Raw genomic sequence first — 18,239 nt, forward strand, 5'->3', positions numbered from 1 at the left:
TTAAATGGATATCACTGAGTTACTGGATTTTAGTGTAAAACATAATGCCTCAGATCTACATCTTTCTGCAGGTGTCCCACCAATGGTTCGTATTGATGGGGATGTGAGAAAACTAGGCATTCCAGCGTTTACACACCAAGAAGTGCATCGTTTGGTTTTCGAAATCATGAACGATGCCCAACGCAGTGAGTTCGAAGAAAAACTCGAAGTCGACTTCTCTTTTGAGTTGCATAACGTTGGTCGTTTCCGTGTCAACGCTTTCAACCAATCTCGTGGCTGTGCGGCAGTATTCCGTACCATTCCAAGTAGCATTCCAACTTTGGAAGAGCTGGAAGCTCCCGAGATCTTCAAAAAAATTGCGAACGCTGAAAAAGGCTTAGTTCTGGTTACTGGCCCAACAGGTTCTGGTAAATCGACGACCTTAGCAGCCATTGTTGACTACATTAACCGTAATCACAACAAGCACGTACTCACAATTGAAGATCCGATTGAATTTGTTCACAACAACAATAAATGTTTGATCAACCAGCGTGAAGTACACCGTGATACGCATAGTTTCCAAAACGCACTGCGCAGCGCATTACGTGAAGACCCGGATGTCATTCTGGTTGGCGAGATGCGTGACAAAGAAACCATCAGCCTTGCGTTAACGGCGGCGGAAACGGGGCACTTAGTATTCGGCACGTTACACACCAGCTCGGCGGCAAAAACCATTGACCGTATTATCGATGTGTTCCCTGGCAGCGATAAAGACATGGTGCGCTCGATGCTTTCTGAATCCCTTCGTTCGGTTATCGCACAAAAGTTATTGAAACGTAATGGTGGTGGCCGTATTGCATGCCATGAAATCATGATGGCAACGCCTGCGATTCGTAACTTGATCCGCGAAGACAAAGTCGCGCAGATGTATTCGATCATTCAAACTGGTGCGGCTCACGGCATGCAAACCATGGAGCAAAATGCTCGTCAGTTAATGGCACAAGGTATGGTCGCTCGTGAAGAGGTCGATAGTAAGATCGGGTTAGAATTGCAGCAATTCTCGTAATACGTAGGTGAACACGGAAGATGGATCTAAATAAATTTCTCGAAGGTATGCTGGCGCTGAAAGCGTCGGATCTTTACATCACGGTTGGTGCGCCAATTTTGTTTCGCGTGGATGGCGAATTGCGACCTCAAGGTGAAAAACTCACCGAGAGTGATGTAGCGGCATTACTCGACAGCGCTATGGAGCCAGATCGGCGTCAGGAATTTCGTAAAAGTCGTGAGTCGAATTTTGCCATTGTGAGAGATTGTGGCCGCTTCCGTGTTAGTGCCTTTTTTCAACGGGAATTACCGGGTGCGGTGATTCGTCGTATTGAAACCAATATTCCCACCTTTGAGCAATTAAAGTTACCGTTAGTGTTGCAAGATTTAGCGATAGCCAAGCGTGGTTTGGTGCTGGTGGTTGGTGCTACTGGGTCAGGTAAATCCACCACAATGGCGGCAATGACGGGCTATCGAAACAGCAACAAGACGGGACACATTTTGACGGTCGAAGATCCGATCGAATTCGTGCATGAGCACAAGCGCTGTATCGTGACTCAACGCGAAGTTGGGTTAGATACGGAAAGCTATGAAGTTGCGCTTAAAAACTCGCTGCGTCAAGCGCCAGATATGATTTTGATTGGCGAGATCCGTAGCCGTGAAACAATGGAATACGCGATGACCTTCGCCGAAACGGGCCATTTGTGTATGGCAACGTTGCACGCCAACAATGCCAACCAAGCCTTAGAGCGCATTCTTCACTTGGTACCGAAAGATCAAAAAGAACAATTCTTGTTTGATTTGTCGATGAACTTAAAAGGTGTGGTTGGTCAGCAGCTGATCCGAGATAAGAATGGGCAGGGGCGCCATGGTGTATTTGAGATCTTGCTAAATAGCCCACGTGTGTCGGATTTGATCCGTCGCGGAGATTTGCATGAGTTGAAGTCAACTATGGCTCGCTCAAATGAGTTTGGTATGCTGACGTTCGATCAATCTCTTTATAAGTTGGTGATGCAAGGTAAGATCAGCGAAGAGGACGCGCTGCACAGTGCCGATTCGGCGAATGATTTGCGCTTGATGTTGAAAACACAGCGTGGCGAAGCATTCTCTACGGGCAGTCTTGCTAACGTTAAGATCGATATGGATTAAGCGTGTTTAGACGAAAAAAGGTTGGCACTTGCCAACCTTTTCTTGTTTTGAGTATTGTGTTTTATTCACCCCAGAGGGCTTCAAACCAGCTTTCTAGAATCACCACCGCTGACTGGCAGTCCACATTCCCTTTCGATAGGGCTTTGTAGCCGCCCATGCTGAACAACTCCGCACGAGCTTCTGCTGTAGATAATCGCTCATCATGCAGTTCAACAGGTAAGCCGTATCGGCCTTGCAGACGCTTAGCAAATTTTCGTGCACGAGGGGTTATGGTCTCAAGGTCTTTGCCATGAAGATCAGTTGGTAAACCGACCACTAGCAAATCTGGCTGCCACTCTTTGATTTGCTTTTCGATATCGTCCCAATTTGGAATACCGTCATTGGCTTTAAAGGCTTTTAATGGGGAAGCCGTACCAGTAATTTCTTGGCCAATAGCGCTACCAATGCTTTTGGTTCCAAAGTCAAAAGCCATAATTGTGCGTGACATAAGGTGTCTCTATCTAATGTAACTGTATTTCGGACTAAGCATGTCCAGAGTCTGCTGAAAGATGACTGGGGTCGATGCCCAGCTTTTCGACCGCTTTCTTCCAACGCTCGTTGATTGGTGTATTAAAGATAATTTCAGGCGTCGCTTCAATGGTGAGCCAAGAGTTTTCGACCAGCTCATTTTCTAATTGGCCTGCACTCCAACCTGAGTAGCCAAGTGCCACTAAGTAATCACTTGGTTCTGCTTCTGTTCCTAACACCGAAAGAATATCACGTGAAGTGGTTACAGCGAGGTCATCGGTCATTTGGACGCTGGACTCGTAGTAATCTTTAGGTTTATGCAGAATAAAACCACGATCTTCCGAGATTGGGCCGCCATTGTAGACTGGTCTATCTAGGCTGGCTTCAAATAGGCACGGGTGTACTGGCTGAACTTCCACCTGCTTGAGCATGTTGCCGACGGTGATATCAACAGGAGCATTGATCATTAACCCCATAGCGCCGTCTTCGTTGTGCTCACAAACGTAGATCACGCTGTTTTGAAAGTACGGATCTTTCATCCCAGGCATGGCAACCAAAAAGTGATTTGTGAGATTCATACTCATATTGACCCTTAACTCTCGTAAATGCCCTAAGCAAACATCATACAGTTTACCATCTAGGTATGTGCATGAGTTTGCTTAAGTTAATGTACTACGCTCTCTATTAACTGTAATACAGTTTGAGTTATTCGCCTTTTACTCGACGCTCAATCGCATCCATCAGTTTGCCAGTGATTGAGATGTCAAAAGCCGCTTCAATTTCGCGAATACAGGTTGGGCTGGTGACGTTGATTTCTGTTAGCTTGTCGCCAATTACGTCAAGGCCAACAAAGATAAGGCCTTTTTCTTTCAGTGTAGGAGCTACAGTTTGAGCAATCTTAATATCGGTCTCGCTTAGTGGTCGAGCCTCACCTGTGCCACCAGCCGCAAGGTTGCCGCGCGTTTCACCTTTTGCAGGAATACGAGCTAGACAGTAAGGCATTGGTTCACCATCTACGACTAAGATACGTTTGTCACCGTTGCTGATATCTGGCACGAAGGTTTGCGCCATTGCGTAGTTTTGACCGTGGTTGGTCAGTGTCTCGATGATTACAGAGACATTAGGGTCGTTTTCTTTTACGCGGAAGATAGATGCGCCGCCCATACCATCAAGCGGTTTTAGGATGACATCACCATGTTTTTCACGAAACTCTTTAATTTTCTCTGCTTTTCGCGTCACGATTGTCGTTGGTGTCAGCTCAGGGAACCACGCTGTAAACAGTTTTTCATTACAATCACGTAGACTTTGAGGTTTGTTAACGATCAGTGCACCTTGTTCTTCTGCACGCTCAAGGATGTAAGTCGCGTAGATGTATTCTGTGTCAAACGGAGGATCTTTACGCATTAGTACAGCGTCTAGCTCAGACAGTTCGATCGTTTGCTCTGATTTGAACTCGTACCAACCGTTTGGATCTTCTTTTAGCTCCACCACTTTAGTATCTGCAATGGCAACGCCTTGATCGAGATGCAGATCATTCATTTCCATGTAGTGGATTTCATAGCCGCGTCGTTGCGCTTCAAGCATCATGGCAAAGCTAGAGTCTTTTTTGATGTTAATGGACGAAATTGGGTCCATCACAATGCCGAGTTTGATCATTATTTTTCTCCGTTTAACCAAGATCGCCGAAACGAACTTGTAAGGCTGTAATTGCTGTCAGAGCCGCTGTTTCGGTGCGCAGAACGCGAGGGCCGAGTAGCGTTTCTTCAAATTGATATTCTCGAGTCATCTCGATCTCTTCAGACGATAAACCGCCTTCAGGGCCGATCAGTAGGCGCACTTTTTCAACCGGTGTTGGCAGTGTGTTGATTGAGTAGTTAGCACGAGGATGAAGATTGAGCTTTAAGCCATCGTACTCTTCTTTACACCACTCTTCCAAGCTCATAGTTGGACGAATTTCTGGAACGACATTGCGTCCACACTGCTCACAGGCACTGATGGCGATTTTTTGCCATTGCGCGAGTTTTTTCTCAAAGCGCTTTTGGTCAAGCTTGACGCCACAACGTTCGGAAATCAGAGGTGTGATGGTATTGACACCAAGTTCCACTGACTTTTGGATAGTGAACTCCATCTTATCGCCACGTGAAATAACTTGACCAAGGTGCAGGTCTAAAGGGGATTCAATACTGTTTTCTACACGCTCAGTAATGTTAACCAAAACCGTCTTTTTGCTGACTTCACTGATAACCGCTGGGAATTCTGCGCCGCTGCCGTCAAATAGGAGAACGTCTTGGCCTTCTTTCATGCGCAGAACACGGCCGATATGGCCTGCTGCGTCGTCACTTAAAGCAAGTGAGCCAAGTTGATGAATGGTTTCTGGATGATAAATTCGAGGGATACGCATGAGATTTCCAGCAAGAGAATAAACTTAAACCCTAACATGGATGCTTTAAACCGAAAAAACAAGGGGCAAGAAGCGTTTCAATATCAGTTATTGAAACGCTTCAAGGTAGAGGAGCACTAGAGTGCGCGACAGGCTTTTTGAACAAATGGGTTATGATTGCCTTGTACTTTGGCAATGCGCTCGTCACGCTCACATTCCCATTTATCGACTGGGTAGGTTTTGTTCCAAGCACTCATCAACTGCGTTTGCTGTTTTGATAATTTAAAGCCGTACTCTTTGCTCATGTATAGGTAGGTACGAGCAATCGAACCTCGAGCACGGTCTGGTGGCATGACTTTACGCTGCTTAAAGTTCACTTGCATCTCACAGCGACCATAACTCACGCCATCGACGCCGTTCCATTGGCTAAAGTTGTAGTTCGAACGGTCACCGTTTACTTCACCAATAGCAGGGGTTAGGTTGTGCAGGTCTGCTTCCATCAAGCGAAAGGTTTTGTCTTTTTTCTTGCAGTTTTTACGTCCGCCATCTTGCCAGCATTGACGCTGGTGGCCAAATTGCCACGCAGGTACAACGTGCTCCCATTCGATTCGTGCGGCCCGCTTTTCCTGTTTACGGACTTGGTAACCGCAAGAGGCTAAATCTGGGGAGCCTTTTTTGCCTTGCCATTGAATGTTGCAGCCACAGTAAAAGCTCGTTGGATGGTCTTGATAAATTTTTACCGCCTCACGTTTGGCGGCAGAGAATGAACTTGGTGGCGCGGCAACCGCAGTGCTAGAAAGCGCGATAAGTAACAGAGAGAATAGGTATTTCATGATTAAAGTCTTTATAAAGTATGACTTTATTCATGATAACACGCATAAAATGTCTTTAGTGATGAGTAAGTTAACAATAAGTGGCGAAGGGAAGGTTTTGATAAACTCGATCTTTATTTTGGGAACGCAAGTAACACTATGAGATATAGATTACGATAACTGAACGCCCGTGAAGTTAAGTGGTTGGCGGCATTTTTGACAAGAGTACGTCGCCTCTTTGCGCAGCGCTTTATTATGACGGCGAATCGATAGAGGGTAGGTCATACAGCCACAACGATACTCAAAGGTTTTACCTTGAACGGATTTTACTTCAAAGCTGTGAGTGGTTTTGGCGGGCACTTTAAATACGGCTTCCATGACACCTTGCCATTCTTTGCCGTGAGGCCTAACTCGTCCGTAAACCTGATAAGTAATCAGGTGTGCCACCTCGTGAGGAATGACTTCATCTAAGAATGCTTGGGTGTTTTCGCGAAATAAAACGGGATTCAGGCGCACTTGATTCAATTGAAGGTAGGCTTTTCCTGCCGCTTTCCCGCGGACGTTGAAGGTGATTGTTGGAATCGGGAAAGAACGTTTGAAAGCTTGCTCTGCCATCGCGATGCAGTCCGCCATCACTTGCTTGGCTTTATAGCTTAGTTCTATATCCACAATTCACCTCGATAAATCAAATAAAAAAACCCCCGCATTTGCGAGGGCCAGATCATAGCATCAGTTAATTACGGAGTGTGTTTTTTCTTGATGGTGGCATGGTAAGCATGCCATGTACCGTAGCCTAGAATTGGCATGGTAAACAACATTCCGATCCCGTAGGTCGCAAAGCCGATAAGAATACCGCCGCAGATGATCGCTGCCCAAACAATCATCGCTGGAATGTTGGATTTCACGGCATTAAAGCTGGTAAATACAGCGGTCATCATGTCTACGCGACGCTCCATCATAAGCGGAATAGAAAAGGCTGAAATGCTAAACACCACACAAGCCAAAACAAATCCAACTAAAGATCCTATCACAAGGAAGGGTAGGAACTCACTTAAAGATGCCCCTTGAACAGAAGGGTAAAGCGCATGAAGTAGAGCGGCAATGCGCATCCAAAATATCATACACACTGCGAGTAACACGGCGAATGCCCATTGAGATGTTGAGTTACGACCGATCGCTTTCATGGAATGGAACAAGCTAGCTTTGTGTCCGCGCTCTCTCTCCCAACTGGCATCATACAAGCCGAGCGCGAGAAATGGACCGATTAACATGTAAACAATCAAACTGGGCATGACGACCAAGTGTGTGCCTTGCCACTGTACGAGCAAAACAATGCCTATGGCAGCTGCCATAAAACAGATGCCATAGAAAGCACTAATAAGCGGCATTCGCACGAAATCATGCAGACCTAATGCGAGCCAATGAAAAGGTGCAGAAAGATTAACCGTGTTGCACGGTATGGTTCTGGCGTATTCGTTATCTGGCACTTCCTTTCGCTTGTTGTGGAAGTCCGATGGATTAACAGTTCGAGGCATAACTCCTCCTTGATTTATTCCCACATTATCCGCTTATACCAACTGACAGCGGTTTTTGTTCAGTCAAACTTGAAGCGACTTTTTCAAGTTTACATCTGAGCATTGGCTTAGTTTGGTATCGGCCATAAAGATGCCTGACTCGTGTCTTTCGTAAGTGTTGCTGCCACAGTCGCCAGCATCCGACGTCTCTATTTAAATTGGAATTAACAATATTTTAACTATTGGCGGAGATGGGATAATTTACAAATAATTGCTGAAAATTTATTCGGTATAAAAATGAGGGAGAAACAGGACTGCTTCATGGGGCTGGGCGGTATGAGCCGAAATGGCTAGATAAAAGTTGCTGAAAATAAAAAGCCCCCGCCAGAGGCGAGGGCTTGATTGATTCTTGCTTGGCCTGATTATTTGATGCCAGCGAAATCGCGTAGAAGTGCAGCTTTGTCTGTCGCTTCCCACGGGAATTCTTCACGACCGAAGTGACCGTAAGCCGCTGTCTTCTTGTAGATAGGTTGAAGAAGGTTAAGCATTTCTTGTAGACCGTATGGACGTAGGTCGAAGAATTGACGAACCGCTTCAATGATGATGTCGTGAGATACTTTCTCAGTACCGAACGTTTCCACCATGATAGACGTTGGATCCGCAACACCGATTGCGTAAGAAAGTTGGATCTCACAACGGTCAGCCATGCCAGCCGCTACGATGTTTTTCGCTACGTAACGTGCTGCGTATGCTGCACTACGGTCAACTTTTGATGGATCTTTACCAGAGAACGCACCGCCACCGTGACGAGCTGCGCCGCCGTAGGTATCTACGATGATCTTACGACCTGTTAGACCACAGTCACCCATAGGACCACCGATTACAAAGCGACCAGTTGGGTTGATGAAGAAGTTTGTTTCTTTGTTGATCCACTCAGAAGGTAGCACTGGCTTAATGATCTCTTCCATTACCGCTTCACGCAGGTCTGAAGTTGAGATTGAATCACAGTGTTGAGTTGAAAGAACAACCGCGTCGATACCAACGATGTTACCTTGATCGTATTGGAATGTTACCTGAGATTTTGCATCAGGGCGCAACCAAGGTAGTGTGCCGTTTTTACGAACTTCTGCTTGCTTTTGAACAAGACGGTGAGAGTAAGTAATTGGCGCTGGCATTAGTACTTCAGTTTCGTTACAAGCGTAACCAAACATGATGCCTTGGTCGCCTGCACCTTGTTCTTTAGGGTCAGCTTTATCAACACCTTGGTTGATATCTGGCGACTGTTTACCGATTGTGTTTAGTACCGCACAAGAATCTGCGTCAAAGCCCATATCTGAATGTACGTAGCCGATTTCACGAACGGTTTCACGAGTTAACTCTTCGATGTCTACCCATGCTGAAGTCGTGATTTCACCACCCACCATTACCATACCGGTTTTAACGTAAGTCTCACATGCAACACGAGCCTTTGGATCTTGCTCTAGAATCGCGTCAAGAACCGCATCAGAAATCTGGTCTGCAATTTTATCTGGATGACCTTCTGATACTGACTCAGAAGTAAACAGGTGCTTAGCCATGTTAGCTCCACTATATCTGGTTTAAAACTGGGGAATGATAAACTCTCCAGCGCAAATTAATACTAATTTTTGTAGGTGTATCTACATCTAGACGTCTATTCTAAATTTGATTGCTCGAATTACAAGCTCTTTTTTGGTTTTTGTTATAACCAAACGTTTGCCTGATTTATTGATAATTTTAAGAACTTCGAACGATTTGGCGCGAAAGGTGCAATATTTGTGAGGTTTTGGACTGGAAAACGTTTGCACACCTAACAGGGCTTTGAGAGAATTATGACCTACTTTTCGTTTCGCTTAATGTACTCAGGAGCAGACATGTCGTCTCGTAAACATCTTGCCAATGCAATTCGTGCTCTAAGCATGGATGGTGTTCAACAAGCTAACTCAGGCCACCCAGGCGCACCAATGGGTATGGCTGATATCGCTGAAGTTCTTTGGCGCTCTCACCTAAACCACAACCCATCAAACCCAGAGTGGGCCGACCGCGACCGCTTCGTGCTGTCAAACGGTCACGGCTCAATGCTTATTTACTCTCTACTGCACTTAAGCGGTTATGAGCTATCTATTGATGATCTGAAAAACTTCCGTCAATTGCACTCAAAAACCCCAGGTCACCCAGAGTACGGCTACGCGCCTGGTATCGAGACAACAACGGGTCCTCTTGGCCAAGGCATCACTAATGCTGTTGGTATGGCTATCGCAGAGAAAGCACTAGCGGCACAGTTCAACAAAGAAGGTCACGACATCGTTGACCACTTTACGTATGTGTTCATGGGTGACGGCTGTCTAATGGAAGGCATCTCGCATGAAGCATGTTCTCTTGCTGGGACATTAGGTCTAGGCAAACTGATCGCGTTTTGGGATGACAACGGTATCTCTATCGACGGTCACGTTGAAGGTTGGTTCTCTGACGATACACCTAAGCGTTTCGAAGCTTACGGCTGGCACGTAATCCCAGCGGTAGACGGTCACGATCCTGAAGCAATCAACGCAGCGATTGAAGCGGCTAAAGCGGATCCTCGTCCGACTCTAATCTGTACTAAAACAATTATCGGTTTCGGTTCTCCTAACAAGTCTGGCTCACATGACTGTCACGGTGCACCATTAGGTCACGATGAGATTCAAGCGGCTCGCGAATACCTAGGTTGGGAGTACGGTCCATTTGAAATCCCTGCAGATGTTTACGCTGAGTGGGATGCAAAAGAAGCAGGTGCAGCGAAAGAAGCGGCTTGGAATGAAAAGTTCGAAGCATACGCAGCAGCTTACCCTGCAGAAGCAGCAGAGCTTAAACGTCGTCTAAACGGCGAACTTCCAGCGGAATGGGAAGAAAAAGCGAACCAAATCATTGCTGATCTTCAAGCAAACCCAGCGAACATTGCATCACGTAAAGCATCGCAAAATGCACTAGAAGCGTTTGGTCAAATGCTTCCTGAGTTTATGGGTGGTTCTGCTGACCTAGCGCCTTCTAACCTGACCATGTGGTCTGGTTCTAAGTCTCTAGAAACGGATGACTTCTCTGGCAACTACATCCACTACGGTGTACGTGAATTCGGTATGACCGCTATCATCAACGGTATCGCATTGCACGGTGGTTTCGTTCCTTACGGCGCAACATTCCTAATGTTCATGGAATACGCTCGTAACGCAATGCGTATGGCTGCGCTGATGAAAATTCAGAACATCCAAGTGTACACGCACGATTCGATTGGTCTTGGCGAAGATGGCCCAACTCACCAACCGGTTGAGCAAATGGCATCTCTACGCGTAACGCCAAACATGAGCACATGGCGTCCGTGTGACCAGGTTGAGTCTGCCGTAGCATGGAAACTAGCGATTGAACGTAAAGATGCACCAACAGCACTTATCTTCTCTCGTCAAAACTTAGCGCAACAAGATCGTACAGCTGAGCAAGTAGCGGACATCGCGAAAGGTGCTTACATCCTGAAAGATTGCGAAGGCAAGCCAGAGCTTATCCTTATCGCAACAGGCTCTGAAGTTGAGCTAGCAGTAGAAGCTGCGACTCAACTAACGGCAGAAGGTAAGAAAGTACGCGTTGTTTCAATGCCATCAACGGATGCATTTGACAAGCAAGACGCTGCTTACCGTGAAGCAGTATTGCCATCAGACGTAACAGCACGCATCGCTATCGAAGCGGGCATCGCAGACTTCTGGTACAAGTACGTTGGTTTCGACGGTCGCATCATCGGTATGACTTCATTTGGTGAATCTGCACCTGCTGGTCAGCTATTCGAGATGTTTGGCTTCACGACTGAAAACGTAGTGAACACAGCAAAAGAATTGCTAGCGTAACTGCTAGATTGTCTCAATAGTCCGAACGTAAAGGACGACTGTTAGATACTAAAGTTGGAAAGGCCATCATTGCGATGGCCTTTTTTGTTTTTTGTCAGGTTTTCCAACCTTGTGGAATGCTTTGGTGAATACAGTCTAAAAGTACGGATAAGCGCAGTGGTGGTCTTCCTGCAGGCGTATAGCAGTTAATGGAGATGGGCTCTGAAAGCCAACCTTCTAAGCAAGGTGTGATTCGACCCGGATGATGTTTCTCGTAGCCGCTTGCTGTCCAAGTTGGCAGCAGTCCAATACCATGACCATTCGCGATGCTGTCGATCTGCATTGCGATGTTGTCGCTGTATAAGCGACTCACAAATGGCTCTAAAAAGAACTCACCGTGTTGAGGGTGTGTGAGCATCAATCCATTTTCTTGTACCGAGCCAAAATCGATCCACGGATGCGCTTCAAGCTCTTTGGGGTGCAGGATCGAACCGTGTTGTTCAAGATAAGCTGGAGAGGCAAAGGGCGTGTAACGAAATGAGCCTAATACCTCTTTGCGCCAATCGAGATCTTTACGCTCACCGAGCCAGATGAACAAATCTGGGTCATGGTGCGCTTCAGAAAAGTCACTGGTAAGTTGAACCCTAACGTCAGGATTATCGGCAAGAAAACCGTTGAGCACACCACCTAGCCAACTTCTAACTAATGCTGTGTGACAAACAATATGTAGCGGCCCTGAAACTTGGTTTGTTAAACCTTGAAGCGCGTCATAACTCTCTTCACTTAGCTCAAGAATCTGGCGACTGTAGTGGGCAAAAATTTCTCCTGCTCTTGTCAGAACTAATCGGTTACCTTGTCTTGCGGTTAGAGCCTGACCGAAATCTTCTTCTAATTGTGCTAAGCGACGACTCAGCGTTGATTTAGGCTGGTTGAGGGCCTTGGCAGCGGCGGTCAAACTCTTATGCTGATTGAGCGCATCAAAGGCTCGAATTGATGCTAAGTCGTGCATATTTCATTAACTCCTTACTGCGTTATGCACGGGTTCCATAAATGGGAAGAACCGTTCCATAACTCTTACTATGCATCTCATTCTATTTGTGAATAATTCACTTTCGAAAATAATAATCATTATCAATTATGGAGATGTAGATGTCTACTCTTAGACTGCCGGTTATTACTGCAACTGGTATTTTAGCCTTCGTCAGTGTCCCTCATGTGTTTGCCAATGATGCGGTTTCTAAAATGGAAACAGTGGTTGTAACTGCATCAAGTTATGAGCAATCTCAAGCGGACGCGCCTGCAAGTATTAGTGTGATTTCACGTGAGGAGTTGGACTCTCGTTATTACCGCGATGTAACTGATGCACTAAAAAGTGTGCCTGGTGTCGTCGTAACAGGTGGTGGTGACACTATCGATATCAGTATCCGTGGTATGGGTTCTAAATACACTTTGATACTGGTCGATGGTAAACGTCAAAGCACACGTGAAACTCGCCCAAATAGTGACGGCCCTGGTATCGAACAAGGCTGGTTACCCCCTCTTCAAGCGATTGAGCGAATTGAAGTTATCCGTGGTCCAATGTCGACGCTTTATGGCTCTGATGCGATTGGTGGTGTAATTAACGTGATCACGCGAAAAGACGCGATGGAGTGGACAGGTAATGTTCAGCTAGGCACGGTTCTGCAAGAAAACAGTCGCTCGGGCGGAGAGCAGAGCGCGAATTTCTTCGTCAATGGGCCGCTAGCCGAAAATCTATCTCTCCAAGTATACGGTCAGTATACCGCAAGAGAAGAAGACGATATTGAATACGGCTATGAAGATAAAGATATGCAAAGTATCTCTTCAAAACTGACCTACCAGATTAATGACCGCCATTCTGTGCAACTAGAGGGTGGCACATCGGCACAAAGTCGTCGCGGTAACGTTGGCCTTTCCGTACCAACGACGGGGTGCCGAAGAGGTTGTGAGGATTCACTCAACGAATATCGTCGTAATTATGTAACGCTAAGTCACAATGGCGACTGGGACTCGGTTGGCATCTCAGATACTTACTTACAACGTGAAGAGAGCGAGAACAAATCTCGCGAGATGACGATCACCAACACCACGTTCAAATCGAGCTTAGTGACTGGTATTGGAAACCATACGCTGACAACCGGTGTGGATGCTACTCACGCCGAGCTTGAAGATTTTACTTCCAATAAAGCGTCATCGAAGACCGAAACATCGAATACGCAGTGGGCTGTTTTCATTGAAGATGAGTGGAGAATCGCCGATCCGTTTAGCGTTACGCTTGGTGGTCGTCTAGATCAGGACGAAAACTATGGTGCGCACTTTAGTCCGCGTGTCTATGGTGTATGGCGAGTTGACCCATCTTGGACTGTGAAAGGTGGCGTGGCAACAGGTTTCCGTTCTCCGCAATTACGTGAAATTACTCCTGGTTGGGCGCAAGTCAGTGGCGGCGGTAATATCTACGGTAACCCAGACCTTGACCCTGAAACGTCGCTAAACAAAGAAATCAGTGTCTTGTATCAAGGTGACTCTGGTTTAGATGTCTCTTTGACTGCGTTCCATAATGAGTTCAAAGACAAGATCACACGTGTTGTTTGTCCAGATACCATCTGTACAGATGGACCAAACCAATGGGGTGCAGATCCAACGTACCGCATTAACGTGGACGAAGCGGTCACACAAGGTATTGAAGCGACCTTAGCATCGCCATTAACGGAAACCATTTACCTCAGTTCGAGCTACACATTTACCGACTCAGAGCAAAAAACAGGTGAATACAAAGGCATGCCGCTGCAGCAGTTACCAAAGCATCTGTTCAATGTGGATGTAACTTGGCAAACAACAACAGATCTAGAAAGCTGGGCTAAAGTCACTTACCGAGGTAAAGAAATGGATCCGGTTACTGGCCCATCAAGAAACAGTATTGTAGAGCCTGCTTATACCTTTGTGGACGCTGGTGTGACATACCAGTTAACCGACAATACTCGTATTAAAGGCGCGATCTATAACTTGCTGGATGAGGAAATCAGTTACGAAGAATACGGATATGTCGAAGATGGTCGTCGCTACTGGTTAGGTTTAGACGTCGCATTTTAATTATTGTTGTAATAAGGCCGAGCATTGTCTCGGCCTTTTTTAATCCTGCTTTACTATGATTCAACAGGTGCGTTTTTCAGCCTGATCAGGTAGTATCTGTGACACGAAATTTTTGGTAGGGCGAAGGATAAATGCTAAAGGTTGCGATCAATGGATTTGGACGTATAGGTCGTAATGTTCTGCGAGCCGTATATGAAAGCGGAAAACATCAGCAGATCAAGGTTGTGGCGGTTAACGAATTAGCGCAGCCAGAAGCGATGGCGCACCTACTGCAATATGACACTAGTCATGGTCGCTTCGGTAAAAAAATCTCCCACGACCAAGAACACTTACATGTTCATCATGACAGCGGCGAATATGACTCTATTCGCATTCTTCACCTCTCTGAACTCGAACTACTTCCTTGGCGCGATTTAGAAGTCGATATTGTCTTGGATTGCACTGGCGTGTTTGGTTCGCAAGCCGATGGGCAAGCGCATATAGAAGCTGGCGCGAAGAAAGTGCTGTTTTCACACCCGGGCGCAAACGACATAGATAATACGATTATCTATGGTGTGAACCACGAAACTCTGAAAGACGAGCACCGTGTTGTCTCCAATGGCTCTTGTACTACCAACTGTATCGTTCCCATCATTAAAGTGTTAGACGAAGCCTTCGGTATTGAGTCCGGTACCATAACCACGATTCACTCTTCCATGAACGATCAGCAAGTAATCGATGCGTACCATAACGATCTACGCCGTACCCGCGCAGCGAGCCAATCTATTATTCCGGTTGACACCAAGTTGCATAAGGGGATTGAAAGAATCTTCCCGAAATTTTCCAACAAATTCGAAGCAATTTCTGTTCGTGTCCCAACCGTTAACGTCACCGCAATGGATTTAAGTGTCACAATTAATACAAATGTGAAAGTTAATGACGTAAATCAAACCATTGTTAACGCATCTCAGTGTACATTACGTAACATTGTTGACTATACTGAATCGCCACTCGTTTCCATCGACTTTAACCACGACCCCCATAGTGCGATTGTTGATGGAAGCCAGACTAGAGTGAGTAACGGGCAACTCGTAAAAATGCTCGTTTGGTGCGACAACGAATGGGGCTTTGCTAACCGGATGCTGGATACTGCCTTAGCAATGCAAGCTTCTTCTCAAGTGGAGCAGTAATGACGAAGAAGTAATGGAGAATTTTTATTTCAAGACTTGAAATAAATCCATGATATCTCCATATCATCTATAACCAGTTTGAAGAATTAACAGGCTTGGCAGGGTTGCCGAGTTTTCAAAAACTTTAATTATCAATATTTGAGAGGACACATCATGTCTGTAATCAAGATGACTGACCTGGATCTTGCAGGTAAACGTGTATTTATCCGTGCTGACCTAAACGTGCCAGTAAAAGACGGTAAAGTAACTTCAGATGCACGTATCATCGCATCTCTTCCAACTATTAAGCACTGCCTAGAAGCAGGCGCTAAAGTAATGGTTACGTCTCACCTAGGTCGCCCAACTGAAGGTGAATACGCTGAAGAGTTCTCTCTACAACCAGTTGTTAACTACCTAAACGACGCACTAGATTGTGAAGTTAAGCTAGCTAAAGACTACCTAGATGGCCTAGAGCTAAACGCTGGTGAACTTGTTGTTCTAGAAAACGTTCGCTTTAACAAAGGCGAAAAGAAAAACGACGAAGAGCTATCTAAGAAATACGCAGCACTATGTGACGTATTCGTAATGGATGCATTCGGTACGGCTCACCGCGCTCAAGCGTCAACTCATGGTGTTGGTATGCACGCACCTATCGCTTGTGCTGGCCCTCTTCTAGCAAACGAACTTGAAGCGCTAGGTAAAGCAATGGACAACCCAGCTCGCCCTATGGTTGCTATCGTAGGTGGTTCAAAAGTTTCTACAAAACTGACTGTTCTTGAGTCTCTGTCTAAAATTGCTGACCAACTTGTTGTTGGTGGTGGTATCGCAAACACATTCATCGCGGCTGCTGGCCACAACGTTGGTAAGTCTCTATACGAGGCAGACCTAGTAGATACAGCTAAAAAGCTAATGACTGATTGTGCAATCCCAGTCGCGACTGACGTTGCATGTGCGAAAGCATTCGACGAAAACGCAGAAGCAGAAATTAAGCACGTTTCTGAAGTACAAGACGACGACATGATCTTCGACCTTGGTCCAGATTCAACAGCAGCATTGGCTGAGATTCTTAAAAACGCGAAAACTATCCTATGGAATGGTCCTGTAGGTGTATTCGAATTCAAGAATTTCGAAGCAGGTACTAAAGGTATCTCTGAAGCTATCGCAGCATCTGAAGGCTTCTCTGTTGCAGGTGGTGGTGACACGCTAGCAGCTATCGACAAGTTCGGTATCAAAGCTGACGTTTCTTACATCTCTACAGGTGGCGGCGCTTTCCTTGAGTTCGTAGAAGGTAAAGTTCTTCCAGCAGTAGAAATGCTAGAAGCACGCGCTAAGTAATTAAAGCAAAGCGGGGGAGTGATTCTCCCGCTTTCTTGTTTGCTGCAACGTGTGAGGAACTCTGCTAGAATAGCCTCAGTTGTGAGCAAACGTTTGCAAGATTTTCAACTTAACAAGTTTTGTTTAAAAACGACAGATAAATAGGATTACATCCATGTCTAAGATCTTCGACTTCGTAAAACCAGGTGTTATCTCTGGCGATGACGTTCAGAAAGTATTTGAAGTTGCAAAAGAAAACAGCTTTGCACTTCCAGCAGTAAACTGTGTGGGTACTGACTCTGTAAACGCAGTACTTGAAGCAGCTGCAAAAGTTAAAGCTCCAGTTATCGTTCAGTTCTCTAACGGTGGCGCTGCTTTCTTTGCTGGTAAAGGTCTAAAACTTGAAGGTCAAGAAGCTCAAATCCTAGGTGCTGTTGCTGGTGCGAAATACGTTCACGCTGTAGCTGAAGCTTACGGTGTTCCAGTAATCCTACACACTGACCACGCAGCTAAGAAACTACTTCCTTGGATCGACGGTCTACTAGACGCTGGTGAAGAGTACTTCGCGCAAACTGGTAAGCCACTATTCTCTTCTCACATGATCGACCTTTCTGAAGAGTCTCTAGAAGAGAACATCGAAATTTCTGCTAAGTACCTAGAGCGCATGGCTAAAATGAACATGACTCTAGAAATCGAACTAGGTTGTACTGGTGGTGAAGAAGACGGCGTTGACAACTCTGATATGGATGCGTCTGAGCTATACACTTCTCCAGAAGACGTTGCATACGCATACGAGAAACTAAGCGCAATCAGCCACCGTTTCACTATCGCAGCATCTTTCGGTAACGTACACGGCGTGTACAAGCCAGGTAACGTTGTTCTAACTCCAACTATCCTACGTGATTCTCAAGCGCACGTTTCTGAGAAATTCGGTCTTCCAGCGAACTCTCTAAACTTCGTATTCCACGGTGGTTCAGGTTCTTCTCTAGAAGAAATCCGTGAGTCTATCGGTTACGGTGTTATCAAAATGAACATCGATACTGATACACAGTGGGCAACTTGGGATGGTATCCGTAAGTTCGAAGCTGAAAACCACGATTACCTACAAGGTCAAATCGGTAACCCAACTGGTGAAGATGCACCAAACAAGAAGTACTACGATCCACGCGTATGGCTACGTGCTGGTCAAGCTTCAATGGTAGCTCGTCTAGAGCAAGCATTTGCTGACCTAAACGCAGTTGACGTACTATAATCGTTACTGATTAAGTTACTTAAAAACCCGCTTTTTGAGCGGGTTTTTTTATGTCTATCATTTCGCCCCTATGTTTCTTTCCCTGTTTTCCTATTGATATCTTTATGCGTCAGGTTGTATTTTCTGGTGGGATGTTCCCCCTTTAACGTTTTTAAATAAAAACATA

Annotated in this window: 16 protein-coding genes; 7 read left to right on the forward strand and 9 right to left on the reverse strand. The window is 45.8% G+C overall.

Going from position 1 to position 18,239, the window contains the following annotated elements; genetic code table 11:
- The first annotated feature begins 4 nt into the window (after nucleotides 1-4).
- Both ACZ5ZC_RS19660 and ACZ5ZC_RS19665 read left to right on the forward strand, forming a co-directional pair.
- Complete coding sequence (locus ACZ5ZC_RS19660; RefSeq protein WP_464932212.1) at nucleotides 5-1,045, forward strand: type IV pilus twitching motility protein PilT; 1,041 nt, start codon at nucleotides 5-7, stop codon at nucleotides 1,043-1,045.
- Between the two features lie 20 nt (nucleotides 1,046-1,065).
- Complete coding sequence (locus ACZ5ZC_RS19665) at nucleotides 1,066-2,172, forward strand: PilT/PilU family type 4a pilus ATPase (RefSeq protein WP_006743091.1); 1,107 nt, start codon at nucleotides 1,066-1,068, stop codon at nucleotides 2,170-2,172.
- A 61-nt stretch (nucleotides 2,173-2,233) separates the two neighbouring features.
- On the opposite strand, the gene ruvX is transcribed toward ACZ5ZC_RS19665, so the two are convergent.
- The 8 genes from ruvX to metK form a co-directional block, all read right to left on the reverse strand.
- Nucleotides 2,234-2,659, reverse strand: coding sequence for a Holliday junction resolvase RuvX (gene ruvX, locus ACZ5ZC_RS19670; protein WP_005381017.1), 426 nt, complete (start codon nucleotides 2,657-2,659; stop codon nucleotides 2,234-2,236).
- Between the two features lie 34 nt (nucleotides 2,660-2,693).
- Complete coding sequence (locus tag ACZ5ZC_RS19675; protein ID WP_317387989.1) at nucleotides 2,694-3,257, reverse strand: YqgE/AlgH family protein; 564 nt, start codon at nucleotides 3,255-3,257, stop codon at nucleotides 2,694-2,696.
- A 127-nt stretch (nucleotides 3,258-3,384) separates the two neighbouring features.
- Nucleotides 3,385-4,335, reverse strand: coding sequence for a glutathione synthase (gene gshB / locus ACZ5ZC_RS19680; RefSeq protein ID WP_006743090.1), 951 nt, complete (start codon nucleotides 4,333-4,335; stop codon nucleotides 3,385-3,387).
- 13 nt (nucleotides 4,336-4,348) lie between these two features.
- The gene (rsmE, locus tag ACZ5ZC_RS19685; RefSeq protein WP_054868099.1) at nucleotides 4,349-5,080 is read right to left on the reverse strand and encodes a 16S rRNA (uracil(1498)-N(3))-methyltransferase; all 732 of its coding nucleotides are present in this window, start codon (nucleotides 5,078-5,080) and stop codon (nucleotides 4,349-4,351) included.
- Nucleotides 5,081-5,196: 116 nt separating this feature from the next.
- The gene (gene endA / locus ACZ5ZC_RS19690) at nucleotides 5,197-5,892 is read right to left on the reverse strand and encodes a deoxyribonuclease I (RefSeq protein ID WP_005393967.1); all 696 of its coding nucleotides are present in this window, start codon (nucleotides 5,890-5,892) and stop codon (nucleotides 5,197-5,199) included.
- Nucleotides 5,893-6,042: 150 nt separating this feature from the next.
- Entirely contained in the window at nucleotides 6,043-6,540 is a 498-nt protein-coding gene (locus ACZ5ZC_RS19695) for a SprT family zinc-dependent metalloprotease (protein ID WP_054868098.1), read from the reverse strand.
- A 68-nt stretch (nucleotides 6,541-6,608) separates the two neighbouring features.
- The gene (locus tag ACZ5ZC_RS19700) at nucleotides 6,609-7,406 is read right to left on the reverse strand and encodes a DUF2189 domain-containing protein (protein WP_005393959.1); all 798 of its coding nucleotides are present in this window, start codon (nucleotides 7,404-7,406) and stop codon (nucleotides 6,609-6,611) included.
- Between the two features lie 401 nt (nucleotides 7,407-7,807).
- Complete coding sequence (gene metK, locus ACZ5ZC_RS19705) at nucleotides 7,808-8,962, reverse strand: methionine adenosyltransferase (RefSeq protein ID WP_005381027.1); 1,155 nt, start codon at nucleotides 8,960-8,962, stop codon at nucleotides 7,808-7,810.
- A 315-nt stretch (nucleotides 8,963-9,277) separates the two neighbouring features.
- Between metK and tkt the strand changes: the two genes are divergently transcribed.
- On the forward strand, nucleotides 9,278-11,272 hold the full coding sequence (gene tkt / locus ACZ5ZC_RS19710; protein WP_124008530.1) for a transketolase: 1,995 nt from the start codon (nucleotides 9,278-9,280) through the stop codon (nucleotides 11,270-11,272).
- Nucleotides 11,273-11,366: 94 nt separating this feature from the next.
- Here the strand turns inward: tkt and ACZ5ZC_RS19715 are convergent, their stop codons facing one another.
- Nucleotides 11,367-12,260, reverse strand: coding sequence for a LysR family transcriptional regulator (locus tag ACZ5ZC_RS19715; protein WP_006743086.1), 894 nt, complete (start codon nucleotides 12,258-12,260; stop codon nucleotides 11,367-11,369).
- A gap of 140 nt (nucleotides 12,261-12,400) precedes the next feature.
- Here ACZ5ZC_RS19715 and ACZ5ZC_RS19720 point away from each other — a divergent pair, with 140 nt between their 5' ends.
- The 4 genes from ACZ5ZC_RS19720 to fbaA all read left to right on the forward strand — a co-directional run bounded on the left by ACZ5ZC_RS19720 (nucleotide 12,401) and on the right by fbaA (nucleotide 18,073).
- Nucleotides 12,401-14,359, forward strand: coding sequence for a ligand-gated channel protein (locus tag ACZ5ZC_RS19720; RefSeq protein WP_054868096.1), 1,959 nt, complete (start codon nucleotides 12,401-12,403; stop codon nucleotides 14,357-14,359).
- Nucleotides 14,360-14,490: 131 nt separating this feature from the next.
- Nucleotides 14,491-15,528 carry an erythrose-4-phosphate dehydrogenase gene (gene epd / locus ACZ5ZC_RS19725; protein ID WP_006743084.1) on the forward strand — a complete coding sequence of 346 codons (1,038 nt, stop codon included), beginning with the start codon at nucleotides 14,491-14,493 and terminating at the stop codon, nucleotides 15,526-15,528.
- A 153-nt stretch (nucleotides 15,529-15,681) separates the two neighbouring features.
- Entirely contained in the window at nucleotides 15,682-16,842 is a 1,161-nt protein-coding gene (locus tag ACZ5ZC_RS19730; RefSeq protein WP_054868095.1) for a phosphoglycerate kinase, read from the forward strand.
- 154 nt (nucleotides 16,843-16,996) lie between these two features.
- Nucleotides 16,997-18,073, forward strand: a complete 1,077-nt coding sequence (gene fbaA / locus ACZ5ZC_RS19735; protein ID WP_005393947.1) for a class II fructose-bisphosphate aldolase — start codon at nucleotides 16,997-16,999, stop codon at nucleotides 18,071-18,073.
- The last annotated feature ends 166 nt before the right edge of the window (nucleotides 18,074-18,239 follow it).

The organism is Vibrio sp. JCM 18905, assembly GCF_055393305.1.

Coding starts and splice junctions, on each gene's coding strand:
- ACZ5ZC_RS19730 (WP_054868095.1), top strand. CDS start 15,682: ATGTCTGTAATCAAGATGACTGACCTGGATCTTGCAGGTAAACGTGTA.
- ACZ5ZC_RS19660 (WP_464932212.1), top strand. CDS start 5: ATGGATATCACTGAGTTACTGGATTTTAGTGTAAAACATAATGCCTCA.
- ACZ5ZC_RS19675 (WP_317387989.1), bottom strand. CDS start 3,257: ATGAATCTCACAAATCACTTTTTGGTTGCCATGCCTGGGATGAAAGAT.
- ruvX (WP_005381017.1), bottom strand. CDS start 2,659: ATGTCACGCACAATTATGGCTTTTGACTTTGGAACCAAAAGCATTGGT.
- ACZ5ZC_RS19720 (WP_054868096.1), top strand. CDS start 12,401: ATGTCTACTCTTAGACTGCCGGTTATTACTGCAACTGGTATTTTAGCC.
- tkt (WP_124008530.1), top strand. CDS start 9,278: ATGTCGTCTCGTAAACATCTTGCCAATGCAATTCGTGCTCTAAGCATG.
- gshB (WP_006743090.1), bottom strand. CDS start 4,335: ATGATCAAACTCGGCATTGTGATGGACCCAATTTCGTCCATTAACATC.
- endA (WP_005393967.1), bottom strand. CDS start 5,892: ATGAAATACCTATTCTCTCTGTTACTTATCGCGCTTTCTAGCACTGCG.
- ACZ5ZC_RS19700 (WP_005393959.1), bottom strand. CDS start 7,406: ATGCCTCGAACTGTTAATCCATCGGACTTCCACAACAAGCGAAAGGAA.
- ACZ5ZC_RS19715 (WP_006743086.1), bottom strand. CDS start 12,260: ATGCACGACTTAGCATCAATTCGAGCCTTTGATGCGCTCAATCAGCAT.
- fbaA (WP_005393947.1), top strand. CDS start 16,997: ATGTCTAAGATCTTCGACTTCGTAAAACCAGGTGTTATCTCTGGCGAT.
- ACZ5ZC_RS19665 (WP_006743091.1), top strand. CDS start 1,066: ATGGATCTAAATAAATTTCTCGAAGGTATGCTGGCGCTGAAAGCGTCG.
- rsmE (WP_054868099.1), bottom strand. CDS start 5,080: ATGCGTATCCCTCGAATTTATCATCCAGAAACCATTCATCAACTTGGC.
- metK (WP_005381027.1), bottom strand. CDS start 8,962: ATGGCTAAGCACCTGTTTACTTCTGAGTCAGTATCAGAAGGTCATCCA.
- epd (WP_006743084.1), top strand. CDS start 14,491: ATGCTAAAGGTTGCGATCAATGGATTTGGACGTATAGGTCGTAATGTT.